Source organism: Nitrospirillum amazonense (assembly GCF_007828035.1).
Taxonomy (GTDB): Bacteria; Pseudomonadota; Alphaproteobacteria; order Azospirillales; family Azospirillaceae; genus Nitrospirillum; species Nitrospirillum amazonense.
Genome location: NZ_VITV01000008.1, coordinates 52227 through 78164, shown reverse-complemented (window position 1 = coordinate 78164; position 25938 = coordinate 52227). Strand labels below are relative to the sequence as shown.

The window sequence follows — 25938 nt, the reverse complement described above, 5'->3', positions numbered from 1 at the left end:
CCGGTTCATGCCTGCCTATAGGACCCACCCATGCCGCGCCTTCCGCACCTGCTCTCCAGCTCCATCTTGGCCCTGACGCTGGCCTGGGCACCGGCATGCTTCGCTGATACGGCCGCCAAGCCTGCCCTGTCCTACAGCCTGACGGAGGGGCGAAACCTCAACGCCTTTGTGCGCCAGGGCGAGGTGGCGGCCCACCTGCTGCTGCGCTCCGGCAAGGACGCGCGCATCCTGGTGGCGTTTCCAGCCGGCAACAGCAGCGTGGGCCTGTGGCTGGACACGGCCGACACCGCCAGCTGGACCCTGACCGGCACCCCCCAGCCCGTGACCACCACCGACGCCCAGGGACGCCCCTTGCGCGGGGTGGTGTTCGAGGCGACGCTGAGAGCCGACAGCGCCGTGCCCCGCCAGGGCGTGCTGTCCAGCACCCGGGTGCTGCGCGACTATGAAACCCTGCGCACCCTACCCGCCCAAGTGCAGGTGCAACCCATCCGCACGAACGACACGCTGGACTGGAGCCGCGACCGCCTGGACGGCAAGGCCGGCTATCGCCTGACCGTGACGGTGACCCACGGCCAGCTGACGGACGATGGGCTGAAGGCCGGTGCCGACGGCACCATCGGCCTGCGCATCACGGCGCTGACCGGTGAGGCGCCGCTGACCCCGCTGTCCGGCGATCATTTGCTAACCGCCGGTGCCGCCAACCAGCCGGCCAGCCGCAACGCCCTGACCTTCCTCAGCTATCAGGAAAAGCTGCTGGCCGGGTCCTGGCGCTTCCACACCTATTTCGGGCGCGACACCCTGATGTCCGTCATGCTGTTGATGCCAGCCTTGCAGCCGGATGCCGTGCAGGCCGGCCTGCGCTCCGTCCTCGCCCGGCTCTCGCCAGCCGGTGAGGTGGCGCATGAGGAGGATATCGGTGAGTTTGCCATCCTGGACCATCTGAAGGCTGACGGCAGCACGTCGGACGCGCCGGTCTATGACTACAAGATGGTGGACAGCGACTTCCTGCTGGCGCCGGTGGCGCGGGCCTGGCTGCTGGACGACCCGCGCGGCCGGGAAGCGGCGGCCGAATTCCTGGCGGCGCCCGATGGCCGGCATGGGGAGAGCGAGGCGGCGGGTGCGGCCCTGGTGCGCAACCTGCGCCAGGTGGTGGCCCAGGCTGCCCCCTTCGCCGCAGCCCCCGGCACCGCCACCCTGGTGCGACTGAAGCCGGGGCAGCAGGTGGGCGAATGGCGCGATAGCAACACCGGCCTGGGCGGCGGTGTCTATCCCTACGACGTCAACGCCATCCTGGTGCCGGCGGCCCTGGAGGCGGCGGACGCCCTGCTGAAAGCCAAGCTGCTGGACCCCTGGCTGGACGCGGCCGCCCGTGCCGACCTGGCCAAGGCGGCGGACCTCGCCAAGGTGTGGCGGGCCAAGGCCCCTGCCCTGTTCGACGTGACGGTGGCGCCGGCCCAGGCGCGCCGGGATGTCGCCGCCTATGCCGCCAAGGCGGGCGTGCCGGCCGACGCGGCGCTGGCGGCCCTGCCCAAGGGCCCGGTGCGTTTCCACGCCCTGTCGTTGAACGCCGACGGCACCCCTGTCCCCGTCCTGCATTCGGATGAAGGGTTCGAGATGCTGTTCGGCCATCCCAGCCCCGCGGCGCTGGATGCCGCTGTGGAGGCCGCGGACCGCCCCTTCCCCGCCGGCCTGATGACCGGCATTGGCATGCTGGTCGCCAACCCGGCCTACGCGCCGGCGGCGACGCGGGAGCTGTTCCCCCGCACCGCCTATCATGGCACCGTCGTGTGGTCCTGGCAGCAGGCCCTGACCGCCGCCGGCCTGGCCCGCCAGTTGGCCCGCACCGACCTGCCTGCCACGACCCGGACCAGGCTGACCCGGATGCAAACCGCCCTGTGGCGGGATATCGAGGCCGCCAAGGGCGTGCAGAATTCCGAACTGTGGTCCTGGGACTATCGCGACGGCCACTACGTCGTCGCCCCCTATGGCGCCGCCGGCAACGACGCCGACGAGTCAAACGCCGCCCAGCTGTGGAGCACCGTTTTCCTGGCCGTGCAGCCGCCGAAGCGTTGACCTTCAACCCCACCCTACGGCGTGAGGCTGAACCTCATGCCGTAGGACGCGACCGCGTCCGCCGAGCACCGAAGGGCGCAGTGAGGAAGCCAAGCCCGCGGATGCGGGCGCCCGGCATATGAGGGCATTTCAAACACCCGAATAACGAAACCAAAATTACTAAAGTTCCGTGACAGGCCGGAATCTGGTCACGTGCCGCGTCTTGGCTTTCCGAGGGCGCCCGTCGTGGGCGTCCATGACGGAGCCAAAAGAAGACTATGCGACACACGATGCTCAAGGACGTCCTGCTGTGCGGCGCCATGGCCGGCGCCCTGCTGGCCGCACCGACCATCCATGCCGCTGAAGCCAGCGCCCCCGCCACCCCTGCCCCCAACGCCGCCGACGCCGGCGCGGCCGACGCCAGCGCTGACGGGACGCTGGACGAAATCCTGGTCTTCGCCAACCGCGACCAGGCGGATACCGCCAAGATCCGCGCGTCCAACACCGTCGACATCATGTCGGCGGCGGAGCTGGAGCACACCGCCGTCCATAACGTGGCCGAGGCCCTGGGCCTGTTGCCGGGCGTAACCGTCAGCAACACCGGCCAGTCGGTGGCCGGCGGCATCGACGGCGCCTCGCGCGGCGAAGGCATGCTGGTGGCCATCCGGGGCATGAACTCCGAATTCGCCGTCGACCTCATGAACGGCGTGGAGGTGGCCCAGGGCCTGCCCTACAGCCGCAGCGTCCAGCTGGACCTGCTGCCGCCGTCCGGCCTGCAGACCATTGTCGTCAACAAGACGCTGGACGCGTCCATGAGCGGCGACGCCATTTCCGGCACCGTCGACTTCCGCACCCCCACCGCCTACGACTTCGCCAACCCGCTGCACTTCAGCATCCAGGGCGGCGCCCGCCTGGAGAGCCGGGCGCGCGACTATGGCGAGACCGGCCTGGGCGGCAACACCGCCGCCGAGGTGGCCACCCAGTTCGGCCGCGACCGCCAGTTCGGCGTCTATGTCAGCGGCTATTACGACAAGCGCTATTTCACCAACAGCGAGATGGCGGGCATCGACAGCGCCCATAACGACGGCGGCTGGGGCTTCGCCGTCAGCAGCACCAAGACCGGATCGACCAACCCGGCCGGCACCGACCCTGCCTCCAACCTGCGCCAGACGGGCATCAGCGTCGGCGTGTCGGACGGCAGCACGGAACGCTATGGCGGCAACCTGTCGCTGGACTGGCACCCGGACGACACCACCGCCGTTTTCCTGCGCGGCTCCTTCGCCCGCGAGAACGCGGTGCAGAACAGCACGCTGAGCCAGATCATCAGCACGGACAAGAGCTGGAACGCCCTGGCCAACGGTCTGTACGGCCTGAGCGTGGACAAGTACCGCACCTCCGTCTGGTATGAGACCAACCCGGAGCGCGCCGACCTGTCCACCCTGCAGCTGGGTGGCGAGAAGAAGCTGGGCGCCCTGACCCTGACGCCCACCGTCTTCTTCAGCGCCGCCAACAACGATCGCCCCAACCATATCGAGGCGTCGTCCCGCATCGACCAGTACAGCAGCAGCGCCCGCTTCCCCAGTGGCATCAGCGGCATGGGCAGCAACGACGGCTATCCGGTGCCGGTGTTCAGCCCAGGCATGTACGATGCGCTGAACAACGCCGCCACCGCGCTGTGGGCCCGCCGCGCCGGCCAGCTGACCCAGCAGGGCAGCCATCAGGACAAGTACGGCGCCAAGCTGGACGGCCAGTACGACATGAACGACAACAGCCCGCTGTCCTTCATCAAGGCCGGCGTGAAGTTCGTGGAAAGCGACCGCGCGGTCACCAACCGCGACTGGACCAACGCCTACTTCTCCGCCTCCGGCTACCCCAACAGCACCTGGTCCAGCCTGGGCATCGCCAACGGCTATTATTCCTCGGTCTATCCCGGCCGCTACAGCTGGTCGGTGCCCAAGGTCAGCCAGCAGGCCCTGCTGGACTATTTCTACAAGCTGCAGACGGCCGGCAGCTTCGACACCTGCAACGGCAACTACGTCGACAACATGAACTGCAACACCCTGAAGGGGCGGGAGCAGGTGACGTCGGCCTATGTCATGGCCAACCTGCAGTTCGGCCAGGTGGAGGTCATCCCTGGCATCCGGTTCGAACACACCGACATCCACAACACCTTCTGGCAGCTGAACAGCGACGGCAAGACCGTGGGCCACTGGGAAAACAGCAGCACCACGTACAACGAGCCGCTGCCCAGCGTGCTGGTGAACTGGCGCCCGGACAACGACACGGTCTACCGCGCCAGCGTCAGCCAGTCCTACACCCGGCCCGCCCTGGTGCAGCTGGGCGCCTCTTCCTCCGTGTCCATCAGCGCCGACACGGGTGTCAAGACCATCACCCAGGGCAACCCCAACCTGAAGCCCATCGAGTCCACCAACCTGGACATGTCGGGTGAATGGCACAACAGCCAGGGCGGTACGGCCTCGGCCGCCGTCTATTACAAGCGGCTGTCGAACTACCTGTTCGACAACGGTTCCACCCTGGTGAACCCCTTCAGCACCACCAGCAACCTGGTCAGCATCAGCCAGCCCAAGAATGGCGGCGACGGCGACGTCTACGGCATCGAGCTGGCCTTCCGGCAGAAGTTCGACACCATCCTGCCCGGCTGGCTGTCCGGCTTCAGCATCGGCGGCAACGTCACACGCCAGTGGTCGGTGGTCGACACCGGCATCAAGGGCCTGGACGCCGACCAGCCCATCCAGAACGCCCCCGGCTGGCTGGCCAACGCCACCCTGTCCTACACCGTGGGCGGTTTCTCCGCCGACCTCGGCTACAACTACACCGGTTCCTACCTGGCCTATTACGACTACCTGGGCCAAGGCGGCAGCTGGGACAACATGTGGGTCCGGCCGACCAACCGCCTGGACCTGCACGTGGGCTACAAGTTCGACAACGGCTTCGCGGTCGACGGCTCCGTCTCCAACCTCACGGGTGACTACACCTACTGGGCGCATATCGGGCGCAACAGCCTGACGCTGTCGAACATCGTCGACAGCGGCACCACCGCCCTGATGACCGTCAAGTATACCTACTGATCCGTTCCGCTACCGGGGGTGGGGCCGCCAGGTCCCGCCCCCATCCCCACCCCCGCGTCCCCGTCATCCGGAGCCTGCACATGGCGCAGCCCTCCATCATAAATCTGCAGCCTGCCGTCGCTATGACCTTGTCCGTGCCCATTAGCCGGCCGAGAGGAAAGATGGACAGTCAGGCCGACTCAAGGGCCAGGAGCGATGCGCCGTCGGCGTTCGACGGCGCGGAGTTCGAGGCGCACCAATCCGTGCTGCGCGGCTATTTCGCCCGCCGCGTGCGCCAGGCGCAGGATGTGGACGACTATGTCCAGGACGTCTATCTGCGCGCGCTGGCCGCCGCCCCCGCCCGGGGCGTGGACAACTGGCGCGCCTTCCTGCTGCGCGTCGCCAGCAGCCTGCTGGTCGACCGCTTCCGCCGCAACGCCGCCCGCCACCAGGACGCTCACGACGGCCTGGACCAGGTGGCGGAGCTGGCGGACGACGGCGCCGCCACGCCCGAGCATACCGTCATGGTCCGGCAGGAGCTGGCCAGCCTGGAGGCGGCGCTGCGCGATGTCGATCCTCTGGCGCGGCACGCCTTCCTGCTAGTCCGCGTTGATGGGCTGAGCCACCGGGAAGTGGCCGGCCGCCTGGGCCTTGAGGTCAAAGTGGTGTCTCGTCAAATCGAACGCGTCCTGGCCCACCTGGCCCGGACGATGGTGGAGCCCGCGCGTTGACCTCCACCGATCACGATCAAGTCTTGCTAGAAACGGCTGCCGCTTGGCTGCGGCGCATACAGGCGGGGGAACTGGGGCCGGAGGGCCAGCGGACCTTCCGCGCCTGGCTGGCGGCCGACCCCCGACACGCCGCCGCCATGGACCTGGTGACCCGCGCCTGGACGGCCAGCGGCGGCATCGACGACAAGGGCCCCCTGCGGCCTGACCTGACCCGCGCCCGTGGCCTGCGCCTGGCGGATGGGCAGACGCGGCCCCACCGCTCCTGGCGCCCCGTCGCCTGGATGCCCCCCGTGGGCGGCCTTGCCGCCGTCCTGGCCCTGGCGCTGGTCTGGCTGTGGAACGGCGCGGTCAGCGAAGCCGACTATGTCACCGCCGCCCATGACCATCCCCAGGTAACGCTGTCCGACGGCACGGTCATGCGCCTGGGCGGCTCAACGCACCTGCATGTGCGCATCGACCCGCTGGGCCGCCGCGTGGACCTGGCCCAGGGTGAGGCGGAGTTCCAGGTGACGCATGAGAGGCTGCGCCCCTTCCATGTGATGGCCGGGGCGCTGGAGGTGCGCGACCTGGGCACGCGTTTCACCGTTTCATCCCACGGCGGGCAAGTGCGCGCCGTGCTGCTGGAGGGGGCGGCCGAGGTTCGCGACCGCGACAGCGGCCGGGTGTTGGTCAGTCTGGCGCCCGGCCAGCAGGTGGACCAGGAGGGCCGCGGCCCCCTGCGCCTGGGCAAGGCCAATGTGGACCAGGTCAAGGCCCGCCAGGACGGGCGCATGCTGTTCGATGACATGCCCCTGGCCCAGGTGGTGCCGGAGGTGGCGGCACGAACCGGCATCGTGCTGCACCTGGACGACCCCGCCCTGGGCGCCATCCGTGTCAGCGGCAGCTACCGCGCCGACGATGTCGCCGGCTTCCTCGCCGCCCTGGCCCGCCTGCATCCCATCACCTGGCGGCAGGACGCCAATGGGGATTACCGGATTGCGCGCCGGCGGTAGACCCCAGCGCCGGCCAGGACGCCGCCGGCTGGCGGCGTCCTGCGCCGTGCTGCCGTTGCTGGTAGCGGCGCCCGCGCCGGCGGGAACGCCATTCACCATCGCGGAACAACCGCTGGGCAGCGCGCTGTTGGACCTGGCGCGCCAGTCCGGCCGCGACGTGTTGTTCCGGCCGGAACTGGTGCGCGGCTGCCGCGCCGGACCGCTGGCCGGTGTGACGGATTTCGAGGCAGCGCTGGGCCGCCTGATATCGGGCTGCCACCTGCGCTATCGTCTGGGTGACGGTGGCGCCATCGAGTTGGAGCGGGCATCGTCCATCCCGGCCACGCCGGCGGTGGCACCGGCCAGCGGCGGTCAGCTGCCCGAGGTGCTGATCGTCAAGGCGCCCTACCACGGCACGCCCCCGGCGGAAATCACCGCTACCGCCGTGACCGACAGCCTGACCACGGCGGACCTGCACGACCGGGCCGACCGCACCCTGGCGGAAAGCCTGGGCCGGCTGGCCGGGGTCAACGTGCTGGTAACGTCCCTTCAGGGCGACCTGGGTGGCATCGACCGGGCGGCGCGGGGAGAAGGCCAGTTCGCTGCCGTGCGCGGGCTGGACAGCGCCTACGCCGTCACCCGCCTGGACGGGGTATCGGTGGCGCAAAGCATGCCCTACAGCCGCGCCGTGCAACTGAGCCTGCTGCCGCCGCTCGCCATGGACGGGGTGGAACTGACCAAGACGCCGGACGCCCATGACGACGGCGATGCCACCGCGGGCCAGTTCGACCTGCGCCTGGCGTCCGCCCTGGAGGGTGGCGAGCATACGCGCCTGGTGGTCCAGGGCAATTTGGACGAACGCTCCGCCAACCTGGGCCGGCCCTCGGGCGGGGGCCTCGCCACCGTGGACGTCGCGCGGCAGCTCGGCCGCGACCACAGCCTGGGCCTGGCCGTCACCGGCTATTACGGACGCAACCGCTTCGCCAGCGTGGAACAGTCCTACCAGTCCACCCAGTTCGAATACCGCCTGGTCGACGCCAGCGGCCAGACGCCGGCCGGCCTGGATCCGGCGCGCGACCTGCTGGCCACCTCGCTGAACGTGCAATATTCGGAAGGGGAGACGCGGCGCTGGGGGGGCAGCCTGGCGGGCGACTGGCAGCCCAACGACACCTTCCGCGCCTTCGCCCATGTCACCGTGGCCACGGCCGACACCGACCAGGAAGTCTACCAGACGGGCTTCCAGGGTGGGCGCGACCCCAGCTTCATCACCCGCGTCGCCCTGGGCAACGGCCTTTATGAAAACCGCAGCGTCAAGACCCAGGTGCATTACTGGTTCGAGACCAACCCCGATACCGCCACCCTGGGCACGGCCCAGCTGGGCGCCGACTGGCACACGGGCGCCCTGACCCTGTCGCCCCGCCTGTTCTACACCTGGGGGGAGAACGGCCGGCCCCAGCATATCGAGCTGTCGTTCTGGAACCCGACCGGCACCACGGTGAACCAGGGCCTGAGCCTGGGGCACAAGGACGGCTATCCCGTGGTCGCTGGACCGTCCGGCGCCTTGGCAATGGCCGACGGAGTGGAGAACTTGCCGGTTTCCAACCGCGGCCAGATCACCAGCCTGTCCAGCCGTCAGGATAGGCTGGGCGGCGCCCTGGACGGCAAGCTGGCCGTGACCTCCGACGCCACGCTGGAAGCCGGGGTAAAGATCACCGACAGCCAGCGCGACAGCTACCGCCGCGACCAGGAAGGGCAACTGGTAGGCGGGCTGGGGGCGGTGGACGCCGGCACCAGCGTGGCCGACCTGGCGGCCGCGGGCCTGCGCGCCGGCACGCTGACGGCACCGCTCAGCGGCATCTACAATTTCACCTTCCCCCTGATCGATGCCGACCGGCTGGCGCAGCTGTACCGCCAGCGTGACGGCACCGCGACCTGGACCGCCGATGCCTGGAACGGCAACACGCTGAGCGGTGGGGAGCGCACGGTGGCCGCCTATGCCCAGGCGCGGCTGACCTGGGATGACCTCACCCTGCTGCCGGGGTTACGGGCGGAATTCTCTGACCTGACCAACCGCTATTGGCTGTCGGGCAACAACGGCGCGCCCGCGGGCGGCGTCCATTACGGCTGGAATGAGAGTGGCAGCCGGTTCACCGCCCTGCTGCCCCGCGTGCTCGCCCGCTGGCAGCCGGACGAACGCTCGACCTACCGCGCCGCCGTCTGGACCAGCCAGACCGCGCCGTCGCCCTATCAACTGGCGGGCAACGCCACCGCCACACAGGACAGTGACGGCGTGGTCACCATCACCCGGGGCAACCCTGACCTGAAGGCGGTCGACGGCCTGAATTTCGACCTGTCCGGCGCCTGGACCTGGGGTGACACCGCCGGGGAGGACGGTCGGCTGGAACTGGCGCTGTTCCACAAGCGCTTAAAAAATTACCTCTACGACGCCGGCGGCGGCCTGGCGGTGGGGTCCCCCACCAGCGACGCGCAAGTCCGACTCAGCATCCCCACCAATGGCGGCACCGCCCGGCTGACCGGGGCGGAGCTGTCGGTGGATCAGGGCCTGGCGCCCGTGGCCGAGATCCTGCGTGATCTCCATCTGGCCGGCACCCTCAGCTGGGAGACCACGGCGGTGCGCCTCAACAGCCCCGATTTGAGCACGATCGAACGGGTGCAGTATGCGCCCCGCTGGCTGGCCGGGGTGCAACTGCGTTACGACCGCGACGCCCTGCATCTGTCCGTGGATTACCGCTGGGCCGACGATTACGTGCAATCCTACGGCACCGCGTTTGTTTCCGGGGGCGGAACGACCCTGGCGGGCAGCGCGCTGGATACCTGGGTGCATCCCACGCGCCGGCTGGACCTCAGCGCCGGCTATAATGCCGGCGGGGGCTTGAGCGCGCGGCTGACGGTGCGCAATCTGGGCGACGCCCTGGCCTACCGCACCAGTGTCGGCCGTCACGGCGACGCCGTGGTGCAGACCATCAGCGCCGGCCGCAGCTATGAACTCAGCCTGCAACAGGAGTTTTGATGACGACGCTCCTCCGCCTGGCCTCCGCCTTGGCTGTGCTACTGCTGCTGGCCCGGCCCGCGCTGGCGGCCGATGCCGCCACCCTCGCCGGCGCCTCGCCCCTGACGCGCGATGCCCTGGCCCGCTTGCGCGCCGATGTGAGCACGATACACGACCCGGTCATCAAGGCCGCGACCGAGGACGCCCTGTTCAACCCCGCCACCTGCGTGGCCCATCGCGCCAACCTGGGCCAAGCGGACAAGCGAGACATCATCAACCGGCTGGTGGCCGAGGGCCTGGCCGACCCCGGCGACGGCCTGGTGGATGGGCTGTTCCCGGCCTTGCCCGGCGAGGGCGGCCCCTGCCCCCATCTGCCCCAACCCTTCGCCGCCGCCCCCGGCGGCAATGCCGGCAGCCATCATTCCTGGCCTGGCGGCCTGCCCGTGCACGAAGCCTTCAACGCCCAAAGCGCCAAGGATTTCGCCGCCGCCTACCGGGCCATCGACGGTGTCGTCCTGGATGGGCAGGACGATCTGATCGCCGCCGCACCGCTGTGGCATGACTGGGCCAAGGCCCTGCTGTTCGTCTGGCGCCCGGATGGCGGGTTGCCGCCCGAGGTATCCCTGGGCGGACATGGACCCGATGGCGACTATCGCACCGGCGCCCATCACATCCTGGGCCTCGCGGAGGCGATGGCCCGCCGCATGCCGGCCGACCTGATCATCGTCCAGGCCTGCGCCCACCAGGCGCCGGAACGGGGCAAGCCCGATCGGCTGGTGCACTGGCTGCGCGCCGCCGCCATCATCGCCCGGGTGGATCCGGTGGCAGCGGGTTACCTGGCGCCGGCACAGGCGGGTGGCCTGACCTTGCCCGGTATGACCGAAACCGGCGCCGTGCCGCGCTGGTGGTCCGCCTGCCTGATCCACGCGCAATCCGACCACAACTGGGTCTACGCCGAACCGGCCGTGGAGGATGCCGACGCCCTGCTGCGCCAATTGGCCCCCCGCTTCGGCGTGGATGCCGGCGACCCCGCCCGCTACACCTGGGGCTATCGCCACGCGGTGCTGAGTCACCTGGGGGCCGCCCGTGTACAGTCGCTGGCAGCCCAGGGCGGACTGGACGCCCTTACCCAAGCCTTGACCCAACTGCGCGCCCAAGGCGTGTTTTGACCCCTGCTGCTGGAAAGATGCCCGTGACCCGCCTTCTTCTCCTTCTCCTGGCCGGCCTGATGCTGGCGACCGCCCCGGCTCAAGCGGCACCCGACGCCACCGTGGCCCCCCGCGCCGCGAACGGCCAGCCCCTGACGCTGGAGCGGGTGGTCATGCTGGTGCGCCACGGTGTGCGGGCCCCCCTGGATACCGAAGCGGCCCCCGGGCTGGCACAGGGCCCGTGGCCGTCCTGGCCGGTGGCGCCCAGCCACCTCACGCCCCATGGCGCCGCCGCCGCGACGCTGATGGGCGCCTATCAACGCCAGTGGCTGGCCGCCAACGGCCTGCTGCCGGCCCAGGGCTGCCCCGCCGCAAGCCAGGTGGCGATCTGGACCAATTCGGCGGAGCGCACCATCCGCACGGGCGAAGCCATGGCCCAAGGCCTGGCGCCGAACTGCCCCCTGCCTGTGGGGCACAGGCCGCCGGGCACGCTGGACCCGCTGTTCGATCCGTTCGAGGCCGGTGCCGCCACCGTGGATGCCGCCGCCGCCGTGAAGGCCATGGAGCCGGAGATGGACAACGTGCGCAACGCCTCCACCTACTTGGTGCCCGCCATCGCGCTCACCATCCGCGGCCTGGGCTGTGACAAGACCCTGCCGGCCTGCGACCTGGTGCAGGAGCGCACGGTCATCAGCCCCAGCGCCGACAACCGCGGCGTGGATCTGCGCGGGCCCGTGGCCCAGACCGCCGGCGCGGCGCAGATCTTCATCCTGGAATATCTGGAGGGCATGGCGCCGGATCAGGTGGCCTGGGGCCGCCTGGGCGCCGGTCCCGGCCTAAGCGACGCGCTGGCGCAGATTTCCCGCCTGCACGGACTGCAGTTCGACGTCTTCGCCCGCAACGCCTACATGGCGCCGCGCAAGGCCGTGGCCCTGGCCCCGCGTATGGCGGAGGCGCTGACCGGCGCCGGCCAGCCACCCGTCACCCTGTTGGTGGGCCATGACGACAACATCGCCGCCATCGCGGGATTGCTGGGCGTGCACTTCCAGGTCCAGGGCTATGGCGAGGATGATCCGCCCGTGGGCGGCGGCCTGCGGCTGGAACTGTGGCGCGACGCTGCCGGCCAAGCCCTGGTCCGCGTCGCCTATGTCGCCCAGACGCCGGACCAGGTGCGCAATCTGGCCCCCCTCAGCCTGGCCAGCCCGCCCTGGAGCGCCGTGCTGCCCCTGCCCGGCTGCGGCACGCTGTGCCCCGTGAAGACCGTGGCCGACAAGCTGTCGGTCGCCCCCTGATCTCCCGCCCCGGAAAGACCGCCCATCATGATGGATCGCCGTTCGCTTCTTCGCCATGCGCTGGGCGGTGCCGCCCTGGCCGGCTTGCCCCCCGCCCTGGCCCGCGCCGCCGCCATCCCTGCTGATGTGCGCACCGGCACCATCGAGGATGTGGCCCACATCGTCGTGCTCATGCAGGAAAACCGGGGCTTCGATCATTACTTCGGCACCCTCTCGGGTGTCTGCGGCTTCGGCGACCGCTTCCCCATCCCGGTGCCGCCGGGCCCGGATGGGCAGCCCCTAACCGTATGGGACCAGCGCGACCGTACCGACCCGCACCCGCGCCTGGTCAATCCCTTCCACCTGTCGACCAAGGCGCATTTCGATCTGATGCGCATGTTGGGAACGCCGCACCAGTGGGCCAATGCCCAGGCGGCCTGGGACAACGGCCGCATGGCCCATTGGCCGGAGGCCAAGACCCAGCGCGCCATGGGCTATTACACGCGGGAGGACATTCCCTTCCAGTTTGCCATGGCGGAGGCGTTCACGATCTGCGACGCCTACCACTGCGCCATGCACACCGGCACCAACACCAACCGCCTGTTCCTGTGGACCGGCACCAACGACCCGCACGGCAAGGGCGGTGGCCCGGCCATCGACAACCCCGACGACGACCTGACGAAGCCGGATGCGGCCAGCACCCCGCGCTTCTCCTGGACGACCTATCCGGAGCGGCTAGAGGCGGCGGGCATCAGCTGGGGCCATTACCAGGACATGGCCGACAATTTCGGCGACAACCCGCTGGCCAATTTCCTGCAATACCGCGCCGCCTACCGTGGCGATCCGGGCTCACGCGCCGTGCTGCGGGAAAAGGGCCTGTCCACCCGGGCGCTGGACAAGCTGCGCGAGGATGTGCTGGCCGACCGACTGCCCCAGATCTCCTGGGTCGTGGGCACGGAGGAAGGGTCGGAGCATCCCGGCCCCTCCAGCCCGGCGCAGGGGGCGGCCTACACCGCCCAGGTCATCGACGCGCTGACCGCCAACCCCAAGGTGTGGGCGCGCACCGTGCTGTTCATCACCTTCGATGAGAATGACGGCTTCTTCGACCATGTTCCGCCACCGGCCCCGCCCTCTCCCGACCCGGACGCCCCCGGTGGTTTCGCCGGCGCCAGCACGGCGGCGACGGACGACGACTATCACCGCCTGAAAGCCCCCGGCGCCGATGGCGACGATTTGAACCTGCGCGGCCGGCCCTACGGCCTGGGGCCGCGCGTGCCCTGCTATATCCTATCCCCCTGGTCGCGCGGCGGCTGGGTGCATTCGGAGGTGGCGGACCACACCTCCATCATCCGCTTCATGGAGCGGCGCTTCGGCGTGATGGAACCCAACATCTCCGCCTGGCGGCGGGCGGTGTGCGGCGACCTGCTGACCGCCTTCGACTTCAAGACGCCCAACGCCAAGCTGGCGCCTCTGCCGGACACGGTGCCCACCCGCGACCGCGCCCGCGCCATTGTCGGCCAGACGGTGCCGGAAACGCCGGTAGCCCCGCCCCATCCGGTGCAGGAGGCCGGGACCCGGCCATCGCGCCGGCTGCGCTACGCGCTGGAGGTCGCCGGCCACGTTGATGCGACCACCGGCACCCTGCGGTTGGACTTCTCCGCCGGGGCGGGCCAGGGCGCCGTGTTCCATGTCTATGACCGGCTGCGGCTGGACGCCATCCCGCGCCGCTACACCGTAGAGGCCGGCCGCACGCTATCGGGGGACTGGCACCTGACCGGGCCCGAGGGCGCCTATGACCTGTGGGTGCGCGGCCCCAACGGCTTTCACCGCGCCTTCACCGGTACCCGCGCGGGCACCGCCGGCGTCAGCTGGGCGGTGGAGGGCGACGCCCTGCGCGTTACCGTGGCCCCCGGCACGGACGTGAGCATCCAGCCCGGCGCCTATCTGGATCACCACCGGCCCTGGACGCCGGGGCCGGTGGGCGGCGTCATGCGCTGGCCCCTGCGCCCCACGGGCGGGTGGTACGATTTGGTCATCACCGGCGACCATGTCCAACGCCGCCTGGCCGGCCGCGCCGACGGCGACTGGCCGGCCAGCACCGACCCGGCCATCGGATCTACACGTCCGGCGTGAACATAGCGCGGGCGGCCCTCACCGCCTCGACAATGAAGTCGGAGGTGATGCGCACCCGCGCCAGCGCGCGCAAGTCGGAATGGACGATCAGCCAGAAGGAACGTGTCAGGGATACCGTCTCGGGCAAAACCCGGCGCAGTCGCGGCTCCTGCCCCGCCATGAAGCAGGGCAGGACGCACAGCCCCTGCCCCGCCAGGGTCATCTGGTATTGGGCCAATAGGTTTGAACTGGTGATGCTGGGCGCCAGATCCTTTTCGATCAGGGGCACGTAGTCCAGTTCCGGCGCGTAGATCAGCTCGCCGATATAGCCGATCAGGCGATGGTCGCGCAGGTCGGTCCGCCGCAGCGGCGCCCCCCGCCGGTCGAGATAGTCCTGGGCCGCGTACAGGCCCAGCTGATAGTCCGTCAGCTTGCGGGCGTGCAACCGGCCCTCGCGCGGGGGCGCCAGGCCGATGGCGATGTCGGCCTCGCGCTTGGTCAGGCTGAACAGCCGGGGCGTGGTCACCAGTTCCACCAGCAAATCCGGATGGGCCGCCCCCAGGTCGCCCAGGCGCGGCGCCAGGAACACGGTGCCGAAGCCGTCGGGTGCGCCGATGCGCACGCTGCCCGCCACCTTGAGGCTGGAGCCCGCCACCTCCCCCAGAATGCCCAGCGCCACGGACTCCATGGCCTGGGCCGAGGCCAGCAGCTTCTCCCCCTGGGGTGTCAGGGCATAACCCTGGACGCTGCGGGTGAACAGCTGGGTCTGCAGGGTGCGTTCCAGGTCGGCGATGCGGCGGCTGAGGGTGGAATGATCCACGCCCAGGCGGCGGGCCGCCGCCGTCAGCTTGCCCGCGCGCACCACCGCCAGGAACGACTGCAGGGCGTCCCAGTCAAATGAGCTTTCCATATGGGAATTCCCGCACAGCCGAGGGCGAAATCAGCGCCCTGTACGTGCAGGAATATGAATGTTTAACTGGTGCAAAACAATCATAGCAGGAGGAACGCGCATGACCCGGGAACTGACCCATTTCGTCAACGGCCGTCCTGTGCCGGGCACGTCCGGCCGCTTCGGCGACGTGTACGACCCCAACACCGGCGAGGTGCAAGCCAAGGTGCCGCTGGCCTCGAAAAGCGAGGTGGAGGCCGCCATCGCCGCCGCCGAGGCGGCCCAGCCGGCCTGGGCAGCCACCAACCCGCAGCGCCGCGCCCGCGTGCTGATGAAGTTCGTGGACCTGGTGAACCGCGACATGAACAGCCTGGCGCGGCTGCTGTCCTCCGAACATGGCAAGACCATTGCCGACGCCAAGGGCGACATCCAGCGCGGGCTGGAGGTGGCGGAGTTCGCCATCGGCATCCCCCACCTGCTGAAGGGGGAGTACACCGACAGCGCCGGCCCCGGCATCGACGTCTACTCCATGCGCCAGCCCCTGGGCGTGGTCGCGGGTATCACGCCCTTCAATTTCCCGGCCATGATCCCGCTGTGGAAGGCCGCCCCCGCCATCGCTTGCGGCAACGCCTTCGTGCTGAAGCCGTCGGAGCGCGATCCGTCGGTGCCGCTGCGCCTGGCGGAACTGTTCCTGGAGGCGGGACTGCCCGAGGGCGTCTTCAACGTGGTGAACGGCGACAAGGAAGCGGTGGACACGCTGCTGACCGACCCGCGCATACAGGCCGTTGGCTTCGTCGGCAGCAGCGCCATCGCCAACTACATCTACGCCACGGCGGCGGAACACGGGAAACGGGCCCAGTGCTTCGGCGGCGCCAAGAACCACATGATCATCATGCCCGATGCCGACCTGGACCAGGCGGTGGACGCACTGATCGGCGCCGGCTACGGCTCGGCGGGTGAGCGCTGCATGGCCATTTCCGTGGCCGTGCCGGTGGGTCGGGCCACCGCCGAGGCCCTGGTGGAACGGCTGGTGCCGCGCGTGGAATCCCTGCGCGTAGGCCTGTCCACCGATGAGGGCGCCGACTACGGCCCCCTGGTGACGCGCGACGCGCTGGAGCGGGTGCGCGGCTACATCGATACCGGCGTCAAGGAAGGCGCCAAGCTGCTGGTCGATGGGCGCGGCTTCAAGATGCAGGGGCACGAAAACGGCTATTTCATTGGCGGCAGCCTGTTCGACCACGTCACCACGGACATGAGGATTTACCAGGACGAGATTTTCGGCCCGGTGCTGTCCGTGGCGCGGGCCGACAGCTATGAGCAGGCATTGCGCCTGCCCAACGAGCATGCCTACGGCAACGGTGTCGCCATCTTCACCCGCGACGGCGACACCGCGCGCGACTTCACCAACCGGGTGAACGTGGGCATGGTCGGCGTGAACGTGCCCATCCCCGTGCCGCTGGCCTATCACACCTTCGGCGGCTGGAAGCGCTCGGGCTTCGGCGACCTGAACCAGCACGGTCCGGACAGCGTCCGCTTCTACACCAAGACCAAGACGGTCACCTCACGCTGGCCCTCCGGCACCAAGGAAGGCGCCAGCTTCGTGATCCCGACGATGAGCTGAGGCTTGTGGAGGATGGGGGCCCGCCTCAGGTCGGCTGGCCCCCGCCGACCGCCAGTTCCATGAAGGTCAGGTCCAGCCAGCGGCCAAACTTGGTGCCCGCTTCGGAGAAGACCCCGGCGGTGCGGAAGCCGACCTTGGCGTGCAAGGCGATGGAGATGGCGTTCTCGCTGGCGATGGCCGCGATCATGCGGTGGATGCCGCGTTCCCGCGCGCACGCCACCAGGGCGCGCAGCAGCGCCTCCCCCACCCCGCGTCCCTGGGCCTGGGGCGCCACATAGACGGAATTCTCCACCGAGTGGCGGAAACCGTCGAAGGGGCGCCAATCGCCATAGGCGGCGTAGCCCACCACCTGCCCCTGCCCGTCCCCCTCTGCCACCGCGACCAGCACCGGGAAGTTCCGGGCCATGCGCGCCTCGAACCACTGGCGGCGGTTCTCCAGATCCACCTGCACGTCGTTCCAGATGGCCGTCGTATGCACCACCGCGTGGTTGTAGATGACGCGGATGCCTTCCAGATCGTCCACGGTGGCCGGGCGGATGGTAACGGGCTGGGTCATGCGGGCGATCCGTTCACTATAGTTTCATGACGTCCACTATGTGATACGATACCGATGTCGGCAAGTGGAGTTCGGTAAGCACATGACGGGAAACGGCGATGAACTGGACGCGCGGCTGGGCGCCCGCATCCGGGTGGAGCGTGAGGCCCGTGGCTGGTCGCTGACCGACCTGTCGGACCGCGCCGGCGTCTCGCGCGCCATGATCAACAAGATCGAGCGGGCGGAAAGCAGCCCCACCGCCTCACTCCTCGGCCGGTTGTCGGGCGCCTTCGGCCTGACCCTGTCGGCCCTGCTGGCCCGGGCGGAGGATGACGGACGCCGCCGCCTGCTGCGCGCGGGCGAGCAGCGCAGTTGGCGCGACCCCGCCACCGGCTATGTCCGCCGCCTGGTGGCGCCGCCCCCGGGGTCCGACATGCCGCTGGAACTGGTGCATATCGACCTTCCGGCCGGCGCGCGCGTGCCCTTCCCCGCCTCGGCCTACGCCTTCACCCGCCACATCATCCACGTGCTGACCAACGAACTGACCTTTACCGAGGGCGACACCGAGCACCGGCTGGCGGCCGGCGACAGCCTGGAACTGGGCCCGCCGGCCGACTGCGTGTTCGAGAACCGGGGCGAGCGGCCCTGCACCTACCTGGTGCTGATCCTTCAGCCCTAGGGCCGCCGGTCGGGGCCGCCAGTCGGCCGCCTAGATCGTCCGCCGCCATGGCTCAGTCCAAGGTTCGATGGTCATGCGGTGACGCGGCCCCTAGGTTTCTGGTCCCACCGCCTCCCCCCGGCCAGGACCGCCATGACCGACGCCTCCCCCCGCCGCCGCTTCCATCCCGTCTCGCTGGACGCGATCAATTTCCTGCTGGCCGACGTGCGCGGCGCCCTGGGTCCCTTCCTCAACGTCTTCCTGGTGACCCAGCAGGGCTGGACCCAGTCGGCCGTTGGCGTCATGACCATGGTCAGCGGCCTGGTCGGTCTGGTGGCGCAGACGCCGGCGGGGGCGGCCATCGACGCCACCACGGCCAAGCGCGCCGTGATGGTGGCGGCTCTGGTCGTCCTGGCGGCCGGCACCGGCGTCATCTACGCCTGGCCGGACTTCTGGCCCGTGCTGGTGGCCAACAGCGTCCTGGCCGCCGTCGGTGACGTGCTGGGCCCCGCCGTCGCGGCGCTGACCCTCGGCCTGTTCGCACGGCAGCAATTGGCGGCCCGCATGGGGCGCAACGCCGCCTGGGACCATGCCGGCAACGTTTTCATCGCCCTGGTTGCCGGGGCGGTCGGCCGGCTGTTCGGCCAGCGGTCCGTTTTCCTTTTGGGGCCGGTGTTCGCCGTCCTGGCCATTGTCGCGGTCCTGTCCATTCCCGGACGCGCCATTGACCATCAGCGCGCCAAAGGGGCCGATGGGAATGAGGCCGGGGGCGGCCCACCCGCCTGGCGCGCCGTGGTGGGATGTCGGCCGCTCATGGTGTTCAGCTTCTGCGCCCTGTTGTTCCACTTCGCCAACGCCCCGTTGCTGCCGCTGGTGGGGCAGAAGCTGGCCGCCGCCAACCCAACCTGGGCCACCGCCTTGATGTCTGCCTGTATCATCGCGGCGCAGTTGGTCATGCTGCCGGTGGCGCTCGTCAGCGGCTGGCGGGCGGACCGCTGGGGACGCAAGCCCCTGCTGCTGGTGGGCTTCGCCATCCTGCCCATCCGCGCCGTGCTCTATACCCTGTCGGACAACAGCGCCTGGCTGGTGGCGGTGCAGTTGCTGGACGGCGTGGGCGCGGGCATTCATGGCGCCCTGACGCCCCTGGTGGCGGCGGACCTGATGCGCGGCACCGGCCGCTACAACCTGGCGCTGGGCGTCATCGCCACTGTGCAGGGCGTGGGCGCGGCCGTCAGCGGCCTGGCCGCCGGCATGCTGGTCGACCATTTCGGCTACCGCCTCACGTTCCTGGCGCTGGGCGCCGCCGCCGCCATGGCGCTGGCCACCCTGGCGGCGACCTTTCCCGAGACGGCGTCGGGCCCCGAGACGGCGCCCGGCAAGGACGGCTGCGCCGCCTAATCGAAATCCGTCGACCGCGTCAGGTCCTCCCACGCGGTGATCTCGGCCTCCAGCGCCGTCAGCTTGTCGCGCACCAGGGCCAGGGCGTCGGTGCCCAGCAGCAGATGTGTCGGCGGGGCCTCGGCCTCCACGAGGGTGAGCAGCGCCTGCGCCGCCTTGGCTGGGTCGCCGGCCTGGCGGCCGCTCTTCTCCTCCCGCGCCTGGCGCACGGGGTCGAACAGGCTGTCATAGTCCGCTATGGCGCGGGCTGAACGGACCATGGAGCGGCCGGCCCAATCGGTGCGGAAGGAACCCGGCGCCACCGCCGTCACCCGGATGCCCAGATCGCGCACCTCCTTCGCCAGCACCTCGCTGACGCCTTCCAGCGCGAACTTGCTGCCGCAATAGTAGGCTAGGCCGGGCATGGTGATGAAGCCGCCCATGGAAGTGATGTTCACGATGTGCCCGGCCCGCCGCCGGCGCATGAACGGCAGCACCGCCTGGATCATGGCCACGGCGCCAAAGACGTTAACGTCGAACTGCCGGCGCATTTCCGCCAGCGGTGATTCCTCCAGGATGCCTTCGTGGCCATAGCCGGCGTTGTTGACCAGAACGGCGATGGGGCCAACATCCCGCTCCACCCCCGCCACGGCCGGCGCGATGGCGTCGGTATCGGTGATGTCCAGAGGGATGGCGCGGGCGCGGGTATCGTGCAGCGCGGTGAAGGCCTGGGCGTCCGCCGCGCGCCGAACGGTGCCCACGACAGTATGGCCGGCCGCCAGCGCCGCTTCCGCGAAGGCGCGGCCGAAGCCGCTGCTGACGCCGGTGATCAGGAAAATCTTCGATTGGACCATGGGGACACCCCAGCGCTGGTTTGAGAATGCGCGGGAGTGGGCCACAGCCGCCGGATCTGCGGTATGCTACATAAACTCGATGCGCCTGTTAGCTGGAGAGATAGAATGCGCGGCAGTGAATTCGCCGACCTGCGGGCCTTCGCCATGATCGCCGAACAGGGGAACTTCTCCCGCGCCGCGGCCCAATTGCGGGTCACCCCGTCGGCCCTCAGCCAAACCATCCGCGGGCTGGAGGAACGGCTGGGCGTCGCCCTGTTCAACCGCACCACGCGCAGCACCGCCCTGACGGAGGCGGGCGCGCGGCTGCTGGCGGGGTTCAAGCCGGCCCTGCAACAGATGGAGGCGGCGGTGGCGGACGTCGGCAATATGCGCGGCACGGCCACCGGCACGGTGCGCCTGCATTTGCCCCGGCTGGCGGCCGCCACGCTGGTGGAACCGGTGCTGGGGCGCTTCCACGCGACATATCCCGACATCGTGCTGGAACTGGCCATCGATGACGCGGTGGTGGACATCGTGGAAGCCGGGTTCGACGTGGGCATCACCCTGGGCGAATTGCTGGCCAAGGACATGGTGGCGGCGAAGCTGGGACCCGACCTGCATCAGGTGGCCGTGGCCTCGCCCGACTATATCGCCCGCCACGGCCAGCCCAGCACACCCGCCGACCTGCACGCCCATCGCTGCATCAATTGGCGCAAGCCCGGCAGCGGCAAGCTGTACAATTGGGAATTTCAGACCGACGGCCGCTGGTTCGCCGTGGCGGTGGAGGGACCGCTGGTGGTGTCCCACCGCGACACGGCCTTGGCCGCCGCCGCGCAAGGGGTGGGGATCGCCTTCGCCTATTGGTCGGACCGGTGGATGAAGCCACTGATCGACCGGGGCGCCCTGGTGCCGCTGTTGCAGGAGTACTCACCCCCCTTCCCCGGCTGGTACCTGTACTACCCTAAACAGCGCCACACCCCGCCGGCGGTGCGGGCGCTGGTGGATTTCCTGCGGCGCATGGCGCAAGAGCCGACAGCTTAATCATTTCAAACAGCAATTACTGAAATAGTCATTCATGTGATTATCTGATCGTCTAGGCGTCGTTATCCTCCCGGACATCGCCACCACGGGAGTGACAACCGATGCTGATCGCGCACTATAGCCACCGCCTGACGGCCGACTACGACCTGGACATCCTGCGCAAGCGGGCCGAGACCAACGCCGCCCGCTGGGCCGCCATGCCCGAACTGTACTTCAAGGGTTTCCTGCTGCGGGAGGCAGGCAGGCACGGCGCCATCGCCAACGCCTATTCCTCCCTGTACCTGTGGCGGCAGGACGCAGCCTTCCGCGATTTCCTGGTACATAACCACTATAAGGCCGTCACCGATACCTTCGGCCGGGCGGACATCGATGTGCGCGTCGCGCTGGACGCGCGCAAGGGCCGCGCCCGCGACGCCCGTTACGCCGTGGTGGACAACGCGCCCATCTCGATGGACACCGCCCTGGGCGGGCTGTGGGCCGATGAAATCGCGCTGAACCGTGAGGTGGCGGAGGGGGAGGACATCGTGGCCTCCGCCGTGGGGGTGGACACCCGCACCTGGACCCTGACCCGGGTTCGCCTGGCCGCGGAGGCGCCCTCGAACCCGCCGGCCACGGCCGTGACCTATCAGGTGCTGCAGTTGGCCCGGCCGCTCCTGGAAACGCTGCCCTCAAGCCGGCAGGAGTGAGGGCGCCAGCTGGAAGCGTTGGAACCGGCCCAGCGCTTCCTCGATGGCGGCCTTCAGATCCGGCCGTTCCGGCACCATCCAGGTCCAGCGTTGCACCAACAGGCGGCCGGCCTGGCGGTCGGTCTTCAGGTCCAGGGCCGCCACGATCTCATCCCCCACCAGCACCGGCAGAGCGAAATAGCCCAGCACCCGTTTGGCCGCCGGCACATAGGCCTCGAACCGATGGACATAGCCGAAGATGGCCTCCAGCCGCTTGCGCTGGATGACCAGCGGGTCGAAGGGCGACAGGATGTGAACCAGGCCGGCGGGGACCGGCGGTTGCCCGCCTTCCAGCGCCGCGGCCTCGGCCCAGTGGGGCACCTTCTCCGCGCCGGTAATGCTCACCTGGGCCAGGCGGCCGGCACGTACCGCCTTCTCGATCAAGGGCAAGACCTGGGCCTTCAGGCCCAAATTGCCGTAGCAGATGGAATCCAGGCTGACGACCCCTTGGCTGCGCAGCGCGCGGCTCAACAGATAGTCGGCCACCTGCCCCGGCGTCGCCGGGCGGGGCCGCCGCTCCCAGCCGAAATGACGGTCGGTCAGCTCATAGGCCTTCAGCATGCCGTCGCGGCGGGAGATGGTGAGGTCCCCGTTGTAGAAGCCGAAGTTCAGCAGGCGCTTGGACGGCTTGCGGCTGGCCCACAGATGCTCTTTCTCCACCAGCACCTCATCGTCGATGTCGCGGATGCTGAGCGCGCCCTCCTCCCCAATGCGGCGCAGCAGGGCGTTGTAATCGCGCCGGTTGATGGCGGCGTAGTTGGCCGGCGGGTTGTCGCGCATCTGGCGCATGTCCGGCGCGAAATAGCGATAGTCGGCCGTGGGGATATAGGCCAGGGCGTGCGCCCAGTATTCGAAGACCGACTTGTCCACCGACTGCGCCGCCGCCAGGTCCGCCCGGGCGTAGTCAGGGATGCGCGTCTGCAGGATGTGGTGGTGGCTGCGCTCGATGACGTTGATGGTGTCGATCTGGACATAACCCAGGTGCTCGGTCGCCAATTTCACGGCCTGGGGGCCCGCGCCGAAGGGGGTCGGTTCCAGCAGACGCTGGGCCGCCAGCCAGAGATGACGGGCGCGGGACGCGGAAATCTCGACAGGCATGCTGGGCATCAGGCCGAATCCTCGGGGGCGTGGAAGCCGTCTTATAACTGCCGGCGACCGCCGCGCCTGTGATGAATATACGGCGTATCCCCTTGACGCCCGCCGCACGGCCGAGCCCATAGTCGCACCGCGTTCAAGCCTTGAGGAAGTCCCCGGTGAGCGAAGCGTCCCCGACCGTCCCCGCCCCTGCCCACACTCTTCACATCTGCGTCACCTGCCGGCCCAAGGGCGCCCTGCCGGAGGCCGTGCGCGACGGCCGCCTGCTGTACGAGGCCGTGGCCGCCCTGCACGCCGACTGGCCGGGCCGCGACCAGGTGGCCCTGAACGGGGTGGAGTGCATGAGCGGCTGCGACCGCGCCTGCACCGTGGCCCTGTCCGGCCCGGGCAAGCCCAGCTACCTGTTCTGCGACAAGGCGCCGACGCCCGAGACCGCCGCCGCCGCCTTGGATCTGGCGGCACAGTATGCCGCCAGCGAGACCGGCGTGCTGATGCGCGGCGACCGCCCCGGTCCCTTCCGCTCCGGCATCCTGGCCAAGATCCCGCCTGGCTTGTAAGCCGTCACCTCGCGAACAGCGCCAGGTCCGTACCCTCCGCCATCAGGCGATAGCCGGTATCGCCCGGATGCAGATGGTCGCCGCCATCGGCCTCCGGCAAGAGATGGCCGGGATTCTTGGGATCCTGGAGCGTGCGGTCCAGGTCGATGACGGCGTCGAAGGCGCCGCTGCCGCGCATCCAGGCGTTGACCTTCTGCCGGTTGGGCTCCATGGCCGGGTCGCAATAGCCGATGCCCTGGCAGGGCAGGATGGTGGCGCCATAGACCAGCAGGCCGCGCGCATGGGCGCGGGCGATGATCTGGCGGTAGGCGTCGATGATGGCCTCCGGTGTCGCCCCCACCTCTTTGCGTTCCGCCGCCTTAAGGGCCGTCGCCAGGTCGTTGATGCCCTCCAGCACGATGACCCAGCGCACCGCCGTCTGGTCCAGCACGTCGCGATCCAGCCGGTCCAGCGCGCGGGGGCCGATGCCGTCCAGCAGCAGGCGGTTGCCGCCGATGCCGGCATTCAGCACGCCCACCGGGCTCTTGCCCTGCAGCAGGCGTCGGGCCAGGGCGTCCGTCCAGCGGCCGTTGCCGTCGGTGGTGCTGTCGCGCCCGTCGGTGATGCTGTCGCCCAGCACGACCACGGCATTGGCCGTGGCCGGCGCCTGCACGTCCACGCCGGTGAGGATATACCAGTGCGTGACCGTCGCGGCGTTGGGCAGATCGGCGGCGTCCAGGGCATCACCGATGGCGATATAGCTGGTGGCGCGGGACCCCGGATGCCCGGTGACCGTGGCTGGCACGTCCTTCAGGCGCAGGCTGACGGCCAGGTCCACCATGTCGGGCACAGCCATGTCCACTGGGTCGGACCAGACCATGCCGCCGGCCGGAATGGTGACGGACGTCTGGCCGTTGAAGGTCAGGGCGTGGTCGCTGCCGGCGCGAATGGCGGCGCTGGGCGTCTTTCCCTCCTTCGCCGACAGGGCGACATGGGCGCCGGGGATGGTCAGCGGCGCCGTGCCGAAGGCGTTGGACAGGCGGAAGCGCACGCGGGCGCCGCCTAAGGTCAGGTGCACCACCTGGCGCAGGGTGGCGTCGGTGAAGCCCGGCGCCGGCGGCGTGGAATCGGCGCCGCCCGCCTGGGCGGACGCCATCCAGCTGCCCACCCACCGGGTGGTTAACTGGTTAACATTCTGGGGGGCGGCATGAACCGTGGCGGAAGCCAGCAGGGCACCAGCCAGGAGTAGGGAACGGAGGCGCATGGGGTGTTTCCTGAATCTAGGGGTGTCAGCGGCACAGGCCATCCAGCCAGGTGGACGGGTCGGCGCTGTGCGCCGGCTGCGGCAGGTTGCGGGCCGTCATTTCCCGGTCCAGCAGGCTGCCGGTGCCATTGGACGGCGTGTCGGGATTGGTGGCGTAGATGGGGTCCGCCTCCGCCTCGGCCAGGGGCACGAAGGCCACGCCCTTGGCCTTCATCAGCGACAGCAGTTCCGGCAGCATCACCGTCTCAAACCCGCCGATATGCAGCAGCATGACGTGGGGCACGTCGCGGCCGTACAAGGCCTGGGCCTGCTGCCGCCCGATGGCCAGCGATTCCGCCGCCCGGTCCAGATAGCTCTTGCGCAGTTGCGCCACCGCCTCCTGGTCGCCCTTGGCCATGCAGCGGGCATAGGGCGCGTTGTAGATGTAGTCGTTGAAGCTGAGCGTCACTTCGGCCACGCGATAGCCGTGGTCCTTGAGGAAGGCCGCCACCTCCCGCCGCTTTTCCGGCGTCTCGCCGATGTGCAGATAGGGGAAGCGCAGCCAGTGCCAATCGGTGTTCTTTCCACTTCCTGGGCCCATGTACTGCGTGAGTGCCGCCTCATCCGCCGTCACCGCGGCGGTGAAGGCGGCCACGTCGTGACCATGCAGATCGTCATGGGCATAGACGTGGTTGCCCAGCGGATAGCCGGCCTGGCGCCACAGGGCCAGCACCTGGGCGGCATCGTCGCCCTCGTCCGCCAGGCCCTTGGCGTTGACGAAGCCGTAGACCTCCGCCACGCCGGCGCCCTTGAAGGCCGCAAGCACGCGGGCCGCCACCTCCGCCCGGGTCAGGCCGGGCGGCAGGGGGCCGTGCACCGGCAGGTCGTCCATGGTCAGGGCCACTTGCATTTTGGCGGCCTGCGGGGGCGCCTGCTGCGCCAGCACAGGGGCCGCGGTCAGCATCAGGCCGGCGGCCAGGGGCAACAGTCGTTTCAGACGCATGACGTTTTCTTCCCCACCC

Annotated in this window: 20 protein-coding genes; 14 read left to right on the top strand and 6 right to left on the bottom strand. The window is 69.6% G+C overall.

All coding sequences use genetic code 11. The features are described 5' to 3' along the window. Window positions 1-30 precede the first annotated feature (30 nt). The 8 genes from FBZ87_RS20810 to FBZ87_RS20775 all read left to right on the top strand — a co-directional run bounded on the left by FBZ87_RS20810 (window position 31) and on the right by FBZ87_RS20775 (window position 14384). Complete coding sequence (locus tag FBZ87_RS20810; protein WP_145612521.1) at window positions 31-2073, top strand: hypothetical protein; 2043 nt, start codon at window positions 31-33, stop codon at window positions 2071-2073. A gap of 269 nt (window positions 2074-2342) precedes the next feature. Then, window positions 2343-5141 carry a TonB-dependent receptor gene (locus FBZ87_RS20805; protein ID WP_145612520.1) on the top strand — a complete coding sequence of 933 codons (2799 nt, stop codon included), beginning with the start codon at window positions 2343-2345 and terminating at the stop codon, window positions 5139-5141. A 161-nt stretch (window positions 5142-5302) separates the two neighbouring features. Next, window positions 5303-5851, top strand: coding sequence for an RNA polymerase sigma factor (locus tag FBZ87_RS20800; RefSeq protein WP_186454883.1), 549 nt, complete (start codon window positions 5303-5305; stop codon window positions 5849-5851). Further along, complete coding sequence (locus tag FBZ87_RS20795; RefSeq protein ID WP_145612518.1) at window positions 5848-6843, top strand: FecR family protein; 996 nt, start codon at window positions 5848-5850, stop codon at window positions 6841-6843. Before FBZ87_RS20800 ends, FBZ87_RS20795 begins: the two co-directional genes overlap by 4 nt. 46 nt (window positions 6844-6889) lie before the next feature. Next, the gene (locus tag FBZ87_RS20790) at window positions 6890-9853 is read left to right on the top strand and encodes a TonB-dependent receptor (RefSeq protein WP_186454882.1); all 2964 of its coding nucleotides are present in this window, start codon (window positions 6890-6892) and stop codon (window positions 9851-9853) included. Then, on the top strand, window positions 9853-11001 hold the full coding sequence (locus FBZ87_RS20785) for a hypothetical protein (RefSeq protein ID WP_145612516.1): 1149 nt from the start codon (window positions 9853-9855) through the stop codon (window positions 10999-11001). The genes FBZ87_RS20790 and FBZ87_RS20785 overlap by 1 nt, the downstream gene beginning before the upstream one ends. Window positions 11002-11024: 23 nt before the next feature. Beyond that, window positions 11025-12272: a histidine-type phosphatase gene (locus FBZ87_RS20780; RefSeq protein ID WP_186454881.1), complete on the top strand. Its 1248-nt coding sequence runs from the start codon at window positions 11025-11027 to the stop codon at window positions 12270-12272. Window positions 12273-12299: 27 nt separating this feature from the next. After that, a complete protein-coding gene (locus FBZ87_RS20775; RefSeq protein WP_145612514.1) occupies window positions 12300-14384 on the top strand; it encodes a phosphocholine-specific phospholipase C in 2085 nt (694 codons plus the stop codon). Here the strand turns inward: FBZ87_RS20775 and FBZ87_RS20770 are convergent. Beyond that, a complete protein-coding gene (locus tag FBZ87_RS20770) occupies window positions 14368-15273 on the bottom strand; it encodes a LysR family transcriptional regulator (protein ID WP_145612513.1) in 906 nt (301 codons plus the stop codon). The genes FBZ87_RS20775 and FBZ87_RS20770 overlap by 17 nt on opposite strands. Before the next feature lie 100 nt (window positions 15274-15373). Here FBZ87_RS20770 and FBZ87_RS20765 point away from each other — a divergent pair, with 100 nt between their 5' ends. Then, complete coding sequence (locus FBZ87_RS20765; protein ID WP_145612512.1) at window positions 15374-16873, top strand: CoA-acylating methylmalonate-semialdehyde dehydrogenase; 1500 nt, start codon at window positions 15374-15376, stop codon at window positions 16871-16873. Window positions 16874-16898: 25 nt separating this feature from the next. On the opposite strand, the gene FBZ87_RS20760 is transcribed toward FBZ87_RS20765, so the two are convergent. After that, window positions 16899-17429, bottom strand: coding sequence for a GNAT family N-acetyltransferase (locus FBZ87_RS20760; RefSeq protein ID WP_145612511.1), 531 nt, complete (start codon window positions 17427-17429; stop codon window positions 16899-16901). 82 nt (window positions 17430-17511) lie between these two features. On the opposite strand from FBZ87_RS20760, the gene FBZ87_RS20755 reads away from it, so the two are divergent. Further along, entirely contained in the window at window positions 17512-18087 is a 576-nt protein-coding gene (locus FBZ87_RS20755; RefSeq protein WP_145612510.1) for a helix-turn-helix domain-containing protein, read from the top strand. A 132-nt stretch (window positions 18088-18219) separates the two neighbouring features. After that, window positions 18220-19464 carry an MFS transporter gene (locus FBZ87_RS20750; protein ID WP_145612509.1) on the top strand — a complete coding sequence of 415 codons (1245 nt, stop codon included), beginning with the start codon at window positions 18220-18222 and terminating at the stop codon, window positions 19462-19464. Here FBZ87_RS20750 and FBZ87_RS20745 read toward each other — a convergent pair. Then, the gene (locus tag FBZ87_RS20745) at window positions 19461-20297 is read right to left on the bottom strand and encodes an oxidoreductase (protein ID WP_145612508.1); all 837 of its coding nucleotides are present in this window, start codon (window positions 20295-20297) and stop codon (window positions 19461-19463) included. The genes FBZ87_RS20750 and FBZ87_RS20745 overlap by 4 nt on opposite strands. Before the next feature lie 105 nt (window positions 20298-20402). Between FBZ87_RS20745 and FBZ87_RS20740 the strand changes: the two genes are divergently transcribed. Both FBZ87_RS20740 and FBZ87_RS20735 read left to right on the top strand, forming a co-directional pair. Then, the gene (locus FBZ87_RS20740) at window positions 20403-21317 is read left to right on the top strand and encodes a LysR family transcriptional regulator (RefSeq protein WP_145612507.1); all 915 of its coding nucleotides are present in this window, start codon (window positions 20403-20405) and stop codon (window positions 21315-21317) included. 101 nt (window positions 21318-21418) lie between these two features. Continuing rightward, the gene (locus FBZ87_RS20735) at window positions 21419-22003 is read left to right on the top strand and encodes a DUF4865 family protein (protein ID WP_145612506.1); all 585 of its coding nucleotides are present in this window, start codon (window positions 21419-21421) and stop codon (window positions 22001-22003) included. Here FBZ87_RS20735 and FBZ87_RS20730 read toward each other — a convergent pair. Then, window positions 21986-23149: a winged helix-turn-helix domain-containing protein gene (locus tag FBZ87_RS20730; RefSeq protein ID WP_145612505.1), complete on the bottom strand. Its 1164-nt coding sequence runs from the start codon at window positions 23147-23149 to the stop codon at window positions 21986-21988. The genes FBZ87_RS20735 and FBZ87_RS20730 overlap by 18 nt on opposite strands. Before the next feature lie 146 nt (window positions 23150-23295). Here FBZ87_RS20730 and FBZ87_RS20725 point away from each other — a divergent pair, with 146 nt between their 5' ends. Next, the gene (locus FBZ87_RS20725) at window positions 23296-23694 is read left to right on the top strand and encodes a DUF1636 family protein (protein ID WP_186454880.1); all 399 of its coding nucleotides are present in this window, start codon (window positions 23296-23298) and stop codon (window positions 23692-23694) included. 4 nt (window positions 23695-23698) lie between these two features. Here FBZ87_RS20725 and FBZ87_RS20720 read toward each other — a convergent pair whose 3' ends face one another. Both FBZ87_RS20720 and FBZ87_RS20715 read right to left on the bottom strand, forming a co-directional pair. After that, complete coding sequence (locus FBZ87_RS20720; RefSeq protein WP_145612503.1) at window positions 23699-24937, bottom strand: SGNH/GDSL hydrolase family protein; 1239 nt, start codon at window positions 24935-24937, stop codon at window positions 23699-23701. A 25-nt stretch (window positions 24938-24962) separates the two neighbouring features. Further along, window positions 24963-25919, bottom strand: a complete 957-nt coding sequence (locus FBZ87_RS20715) for a polysaccharide deacetylase family protein (protein ID WP_145612502.1) — start codon at window positions 25917-25919, stop codon at window positions 24963-24965. Window positions 25920-25938: the final 19 nt, after the last annotated feature.

Coding starts and splice junctions, on each gene's coding strand:
- FBZ87_RS20745 (WP_145612508.1), bottom strand. CDS start 20,297: ATGGTCCAATCGAAGATTTTCCTGATCACCGGCGTCAGCAGCGGCTTC.
- FBZ87_RS20740 (WP_145612507.1), top strand. CDS start 20,403: ATGCGCGGCAGTGAATTCGCCGACCTGCGGGCCTTCGCCATGATCGCC.
- FBZ87_RS20735 (WP_145612506.1), top strand. CDS start 21,419: ATGCTGATCGCGCACTATAGCCACCGCCTGACGGCCGACTACGACCTG.
- FBZ87_RS20760 (WP_145612511.1), bottom strand. CDS start 17,429: ATGACCCAGCCCGTTACCATCCGCCCGGCCACCGTGGACGATCTGGAA.
- FBZ87_RS20730 (WP_145612505.1), bottom strand. CDS start 23,149: ATGCCCAGCATGCCTGTCGAGATTTCCGCGTCCCGCGCCCGTCATCTC.
- FBZ87_RS20720 (WP_145612503.1), bottom strand. CDS start 24,937: ATGCGCCTCCGTTCCCTACTCCTGGCTGGTGCCCTGCTGGCTTCCGCC.
- FBZ87_RS20770 (WP_145612513.1), bottom strand. CDS start 15,273: ATGGAAAGCTCATTTGACTGGGACGCCCTGCAGTCGTTCCTGGCGGTG.
- FBZ87_RS20775 (WP_145612514.1), top strand. CDS start 12,300: ATGATGGATCGCCGTTCGCTTCTTCGCCATGCGCTGGGCGGTGCCGCC.
- FBZ87_RS20800 (WP_186454883.1), top strand. CDS start 5,303: ATGGACAGTCAGGCCGACTCAAGGGCCAGGAGCGATGCGCCGTCGGCG.
- FBZ87_RS20785 (WP_145612516.1), top strand. CDS start 9,853: ATGACGACGCTCCTCCGCCTGGCCTCCGCCTTGGCTGTGCTACTGCTG.
- FBZ87_RS20765 (WP_145612512.1), top strand. CDS start 15,374: ATGACCCGGGAACTGACCCATTTCGTCAACGGCCGTCCTGTGCCGGGC.
- FBZ87_RS20805 (WP_145612520.1), top strand. CDS start 2,343: ATGCTCAAGGACGTCCTGCTGTGCGGCGCCATGGCCGGCGCCCTGCTG.
- FBZ87_RS20755 (WP_145612510.1), top strand. CDS start 17,512: ATGACGGGAAACGGCGATGAACTGGACGCGCGGCTGGGCGCCCGCATC.
- FBZ87_RS20715 (WP_145612502.1), bottom strand. CDS start 25,919: ATGCGTCTGAAACGACTGTTGCCCCTGGCCGCCGGCCTGATGCTGACC.
- FBZ87_RS20810 (WP_145612521.1), top strand. CDS start 31: ATGCCGCGCCTTCCGCACCTGCTCTCCAGCTCCATCTTGGCCCTGACG.
- FBZ87_RS20750 (WP_145612509.1), top strand. CDS start 18,220: ATGACCGACGCCTCCCCCCGCCGCCGCTTCCATCCCGTCTCGCTGGAC.